This window comes from Longimicrobium sp., assembly GCF_036399255.1.
Taxonomy (GTDB): Bacteria; Gemmatimonadota; Gemmatimonadetes; order Longimicrobiales; family Longimicrobiaceae; genus Longimicrobium.
The window spans coordinates 1-6,236 of the sequence record NZ_DASWNM010000027.1; the positions used below are offsets into that span (position 1 = coordinate 1).

Consider the following 6,236-nt stretch of genomic DNA (forward strand, 5'->3'; position numbering starts at 1 on the left):
CCGTACCTCGTTTGTACACTGCACCTTCGCGCCGACCGAAGGACCTCGCCAGCAGAACGACGGGGCTGGGCCCGCGGCATGAAGCCGGCCCCGCCTCGCCGGAGAGCAGGTCCTTCGGTCGCGCGCAGGCGGTTGTGTGGAATCAGGTTACGCGTGGTGCGCTCCCTCAGGAAGTCAGCGCTTCTTTGTGATTTGGGGGTTTAGCAACACCCTCTCAGGAAGTCACCGCTTCGTTTGGGATTTGAGGTTCAGCAACACCCTCTCAGGCGCATAGGTGCGGGACGCACCCGTCGTTCAGCAGAACAGGGGTTCCGCCGGCGGGGCGTCGTCCGTCCACACCAGCTTCAGCGGCGACTGCGTGTCGTCGGCGGCCGGGCGGCGAAAGTAGTGCTGCACGTAGCGCACGCCGTCCACCACCCGGTCTTCGGGGATGTGGGTGTGGCCGAACACGTGGACGCGCGGCTGGATGCGGCGGATCTGCGACTCGATGCCCAGCGACCCGGCCACCAGCGGCAGCCCCTTGAAGCGCAGGTAGCGGGTGGGCGGCAGCAGCTCCGGCCGCGGCACGAAGTGGGAGAAGGTGATGACGGGCGCGTCGTAGCGCCGCACGTGCGGCTCGTTCATCTGCAAAAAGGCCTGGTCCACGCGCGTGACGTGGGCGGGCCAGCGGCAGAAGTAGCGGTCGGACCACGCCTCCAGCTCGTCGGCCACCCCCTCGCCGCGCACGTCGAAGTCGGCGTCGTACCACGAGAACAGCGGCACCACCCACACCCCGCCCACGCGGGCGGGGGTGGTGCGCACCCCCGCCTGGTCGCACAGCCGCAGCACCGCGTGGAACTTGTCCATGCTGTCGCGGTCCTCGCCGCGCACCCACAGCTCGTGGTTGCCGGGGACGAAGAACACCTCGCGAAACCGCCCCGCCAGCCAGGTGAGCGTTTCGCGCACGACCGATTCGTTGTCGGCGATGTCGCCGGCGACGATCAGGGCGTCGTCGCGGTGCCCCGCGAGCCCCGCGCGCTCCAGCGCCGCGCGGTTCTCGCGAAAGTCCGTGTGCAGGTCCGAGATGGCGTATACGCGCATGCTTTCGATTTCCAGACAAACCGGCCCGGCGCCACCTCGCGCCGGGCCAGGAAGGAATTTCGTGTGTGTGGAACGCTCCGCGCGTTCCCGCGGGCGCCCTCACCCGCTCGCCCAGGCTCGCACCCTCTCCCACAAGCGGGAGAGGGGACAAACCGCACGGCCTTCGAGGCGTGTGGGACGGCGCTGCGCGTCCCGCCGGCGCCCCCTCCCCCGCCCTCCCCCGCAAACTGCGCGGGGGGAGGGTGACGCGAGACACGGGCCGCCGAGGCGGGACCGAATTCTCCCCCTCTCCCGCTTGCGGGAAGAGGGGGCCGGGGGGGGTGAGGGGCCCCGCGGGCGCGGTCCGATCCGTTTCGGCGAGCCTCGATCCCGGCCGGACCGGCCGCCTACCGCTCCGCCCGCGCGGGCGGCAGGATCATCGCGGTCACCAGCTCGCCGTTCGCCATGCTGATCTCGTACGCCGGGTGGCGCACCGCCTCCAGCGAGTGGTCGGGGTGGTACACCAGGCCGCCGCCGCGGGGGATGCCGATTCCCCGCGCGCCGTCGCCGCGGGCGCGCACCACCGCCCGCAGCGCCGCCCAGTCGTCGTCCTCCGCGTGGGCGTCCACCACGAACGGCGCCAGCCCCCAGGTGGGGAACGCCGCGTCCGCATCCCCCTCCGGCCACCCCGCCGTCCCCAGCTGCACCGCGCCGGCCGAGACGCCGATCAGCACCGCGCCCGCGTGGTACCGCCGCTCCACCACCTCGCGCACCCCACTGGCCTCGAACGCCCGCCAGCCGCGCTCCACGCTGCCGCCCGCCAGCAGCACCACGTCCGCCGCCTCCAGGTAGGCCAGCTCCGAGGCGCAGGGGTCCGCGGGGATCATCCGGCACTCCGCCGGGCCAATCCCCTCCATGGCCGCCAGGAAGATGGAGTAGAAGTCGGGCTGGTCGCCGTTGCTGGCGCCCAGGTACGCCGCCCGCGGCGCCCCCGGCCGCGTGCACGCCGCGATGCGGTCCACGAAGCGCCCCTCCTCGTCTCCCCAGAACAGCAGCTGGCTGTCGGAAACCAGGAACAGCGGCGCCGGCTCCGCCCCGGACGCATCCCCCGCCTGCCGCGGATCCGCCAGCACCGGAATGCTCCCCGTAAAGACGCGCTCCCCGTTCACCCGTTCACCCGTTCACCCGTTCACCCCTTCACCCGTTCACCCCTTCACCCCTTCACCCCTTCACCCCTTCACCCCTTCACCCCTTCACCGCCGTCACTTCAGAAAGTTGACGATCGCGGTAATCATCATCGCGTTCACCACGTCGATGAAGAACGCGCCCACCATCGGCACCACCAGGAACGCGCGGGGCGCCGGGCCGTAGCGCTCGACCAGCGAGCGCATGTTGGCCATGGCGTTGGCCGTGGTCCCCAGCATGAAGCCGCAGAACCCGCCGCTCATCACCGCGCTGTCGTAGTCCCTGCCCATCAGGGGAAAGATGGGCCAGACGCAGATGACGGCGATGAGCGCCACCTGGGCCACCAGGATCACCAGCATGGGCCCCGCCAGGTTGGCGATCTCCCACAGCTTCAGCGACATCAGGGCCATCACGATGAACAGCGCCAGCGCCACGTTGCCCACGTCGTCGATCACGCGCTGCTGAATGCGGAACACGCCCGTGAAGTCGTCCACGTTGCGGATGACCGCCGCCACCAGCATGGCGCCGATGTAGGCCGGGAGCGTGACGTTGACGGCGGCAAACCAGCCGCTGACGAACGACCCCAGCCACATCGCCACCAGGATCAGCACCACGCTCTGAAGCAGGGAGAAGCTCTCGTCGTCCTCCCCCGGGGGCGCCTTGAGACGCTCGTCGGCCAGCAGATCTTCCACCAGCATCGCGGCCACGGGCGTGTCCACCGGCTGGGGTGCGTGCTTCGTGGCCAGCTTGTGGCGCTCGATGAGCCGCGTGGCGATGGGCGCGCCGATCACGCCGCCCATCACGATCCCCACCATCGCCGACGCCACCGCCACCGTCGCCGCGCCGGGGACGCCGTTCGCCTCGAAGAGCGGCGCGAACGCCAGGCCGGTCGCCGGCCCGCCGGTGAGCGTCACCGAGCCCGTCAGCACCCCGAACAGCGGGTGCAGCCCCATCGCCATGGCCAGCCCCGCGCCCAGCACGTTCTGCGCGACGGCGAACAGCGACGCCGCCGCCAGAAAGATGAGCACCTGCGGCCCGCCCACCTTCAGCAGCCGCAGGCTGGCGGCGAAGCCGATGCTGGTGAAGAACGCCACCATCATGGGGCTTTGCAGCGTGGTGTCGAACTCGATGAGCGTGACGTCCGCCGAGCGGGCCCAGGTAAGGATGCCGGCCACGATCAGCCCGCCGATCACCGGCGCGGGGATGTTGTAGCGCGCCAGCGGGGGCACCAGCCGGCGGATGCCGTATCCCAGGAACAGGACCACGCCCGCAAAGGCGACGGTCTGGATCAGGTCGAGCTTCATGGTCGGGGCCTCAGCCGGCCTGCAGGGAGAAGGGGGTAAAGTCGGTGTCGCGGTCGAAGTGGTCCTCGTGCTCGGCGCGCTTGAGCGCGGCCACCACCCGGTAGGTCATGGGAAGGGCGATGATCTCCCACAGCACCTTGAGGACGTAGTTGGTCCCCATCACCACCAGCACGTCGCGGGTGCTCCACACGCCAAGGAAGGCGACGGGGTAAAAGATGGCGCTGTCCACCGCCGCGCCCACCGCCGTGGAGCCGATGGCCCGCCGCCACAGGTGCCGCCCCTCGGTCTGGATCTTCATCTTGGCCAGCGCAAACGAGTTGGCGAACTCGCCCACCCAGAACGCCGCCAGCGACGCCAGCACGATGCGCGGCGTCTGGCTGAACACCGACTCCAGCGCCGCCTGCCCCGCGTACCCCGGCGCCGGCGGCAGCTTCAGGACGACCACGCTCATCAGCGACGCGAACGCCAGCGCCCCGAACCCCATCCACACCACCCGGCGGGCCCGGGCGTACCCGTACACCTCGGTAAGGATGTCGCCGAACAGGTACGAGATGGGAAAGAACAGGATCCCCGCCCCGAAGGTGAACCCGCCGATCTCGCAGATCTTGGCGGGGCCAATGAGGTTGGAGCACAGCAGCACCGTCACGAAGGTGGCGGTGATGAAGTCGTAGTACCGGTACTGCCGGACGGGCGCGGCGGCGGGGGCGTGGGCCATGAAGGGGCGGAGGATGGGATGGGGATCGCGTGCGGCGCGATAGTCTAACGCCCGCGCGGGAGATCTGTCGAGAGCGCGCGCCCCTCCCCCGGCCCGCTCCCCTCCCCAAACCGCGCGAGCAGAGGGAGAGGAGTTCGTCGAGATCCCGCCCTCCTGGGCGCGAGGGGCGGACGCCCCCCTCTCCCGGCCTCTCCCCCATATGAACAGCATGGGGGAGAGGAGAATTCGACCGCGAGCCCGCGGCCCGGTGTCATTCCGCGGGCGCCCCCTCCGCTCGCTCAGGCTCGCACCTCCCCCAAAACTGCTGGGGGAGGTTGGGGCAGGGCCGGGGTCGAGGAAGGACGAAAGACACCGAACTGGCGCCGACGGGCCCCCTCTCCCCCGGCCCCTCTCCCCCGCTGTCGCGGGAGAAAGGGGAGAATTCGATCGCGCCTCCGATAGTCCACGACGTTGGCCGCTTCTCCTCAGCCAGCCACGTGGCAGACACGCAGCCCATACCGGGGAGCCGCCAGTCCGCGAAGGCGGCCTTCGTGTAGTCGTTGCAGCGAATTCATTCGCCCTTGCCGACACAGCGAAGGATCGAACTGCGCCCGCAAGACGACGAACGCCGCCCGGCACGGGGCCGGACGGCGCTCGGTTGTGTCCGCGGTGCTGGCTCAGCAGGCGAATTCGCAGCTGAAGTCGCACTGCGTGTACGGATCGCAGCTCATGGCATTCGTGCCCGGGCACTGGCACGTTTCACTGCAGCCGGGCGTGACGTTGGGACAGGTGGGCGTGCACTCGTCCGACTCGCCGCAGGGGAACTCGCAGGTAAAGTCGCACGCGGTGTACTGGGGCGATCCGTACGAGCATCCCGTCGAGTCGCCAAAACCGCGCACCGTTCCCCGCATCTGTGCGTCGGAGCTGGTCTCGAACGAGTCCACGGCCAGGTCGTCCAGGTGCAGCGTCAGCTTTTTCATGGCAGGGGCTCCGGAAGTGAGGAGAAGATGGATACGTCTCGTCCCCACAGGATATGCCTGAACCCTCTTTGCGCCAAGATGCACGTGATGAAGCGCCGCCGGTCAGCCGTCGATCACCCGGCGCACGGTGGCAAAGACGTCGTCCAGCATGGCGGGCGTCAGGCGGCCGGTAAAGGTGTTCTGCTGGGACGGGTGATACGAAAGCACCAGCGTGGGCCCGCCCTGCACCGGCACCAGCACCCCGTGGCCGAACTTGGGCAGGGGATGCGGCAGGGTGTAGCCGGCGCCGCGCAGCAGCCGGACCGCCGCCTCGTACGCAAAGCCGCCCAGGCACAGGATGGCGCGCACCCCGGGCATCAGCGCCAACTCGCGGCGGATGAAGCAGGCGCAGGCGTCGCGCTCGTCCGGGAGCGGCTTGTTGTCGGGCGGGGCGCACTTCACCGCGCTGGTGACCCACGCGTCGCGCAGCGCCAGCCCGTCCGCGCGATTCGTGGACGTGGGCTGCGAGGCGAAGCCGGCGCGGTGCATGGCCGCGTACAGAAAGTCGCCGCTGCGGTCGCCGGTGAACATGCGCCCCGTGCGGTTGGCGCCGTGGGCGGCCGGTGCCAGCCCCAGCACCATCAGCCGCGCCGCCGGGTCGCCGAACGCCGGCACCGGCCGCGCCCAGTACTCGTCGTCGCGATACGACTTCCGCTTTTCCACGCCGATGCGCTCGCGCCACTCCACCAGCCGCGGACACGCCCGGCACGCCGTCAGCTCGCTCTCCAGCTCCCGCAGATCCATTCGGTCCCACTCATCCTTCCATCGAGACGCCCCCCGCCCACGGACGACGCTGCCGAATTCAGTAGCGCACACGTCAAGTTGTTGCGAATCATGCACTTCCGAAAGCCATCGCCTGCCCGGAGTGCATCCGTACGGGGACGGTACACGTCCCTCGATCAGGACGACATCCGTTCCCCTTCACCCCTTCACCCCTTCACCCCTTCACCCCTTCACCCCTTCACCCCTTCACCC

At 69.9% G+C, this 6,236-nt stretch carries 6 protein-coding genes; all 6 read right to left on the minus strand.

The features are described from left to right. Positions 1–294: 294 nt before the first annotated feature. The 6 genes from VGC13_RS04990 to VGC13_RS05015 all read right to left on the minus strand — a co-directional run bounded on the left by VGC13_RS04990 (position 295) and on the right by VGC13_RS05015 (position 6,005). Positions 295–1,080: a metallophosphoesterase gene (locus tag VGC13_RS04990; RefSeq protein ID WP_331124113.1), complete on the minus strand. Its 786-nt coding sequence runs from the start codon at positions 1,078–1,080 to the stop codon at positions 295–297. A gap of 386 nt (positions 1,081–1,466) precedes the next feature. Then, positions 1,467–2,228, minus strand: a complete 762-nt coding sequence (locus VGC13_RS04995; protein ID WP_331124114.1) for a Type 1 glutamine amidotransferase-like domain-containing protein — start codon at positions 2,226–2,228, stop codon at positions 1,467–1,469. A gap of 93 nt (positions 2,229–2,321) precedes the next feature. Then, positions 2,322–3,548, minus strand: coding sequence for a sodium/glutamate symporter (gene gltS / locus VGC13_RS05000; protein WP_331124115.1), 1,227 nt, complete (start codon positions 3,546–3,548; stop codon positions 2,322–2,324). A gap of 10 nt (positions 3,549–3,558) precedes the next feature. Beyond that, positions 3,559–4,263, minus strand: a complete 705-nt coding sequence (locus VGC13_RS05005) for a queuosine precursor transporter (protein WP_331124116.1) — start codon at positions 4,261–4,263, stop codon at positions 3,559–3,561. 656 nt (positions 4,264–4,919) lie between these two features. Continuing rightward, complete coding sequence (locus VGC13_RS05010) at positions 4,920–5,222, minus strand: pinensin family lanthipeptide (RefSeq protein WP_331124117.1); 303 nt, start codon at positions 5,220–5,222, stop codon at positions 4,920–4,922. Between the two features lie 102 nt (positions 5,223–5,324). Further along, a complete protein-coding gene (locus VGC13_RS05015) occupies positions 5,325–6,005 on the minus strand; it encodes a uracil-DNA glycosylase (protein ID WP_331124118.1) in 681 nt (226 codons plus the stop codon). Between the last annotated feature and the right edge of the window lie 231 nt (positions 6,006–6,236).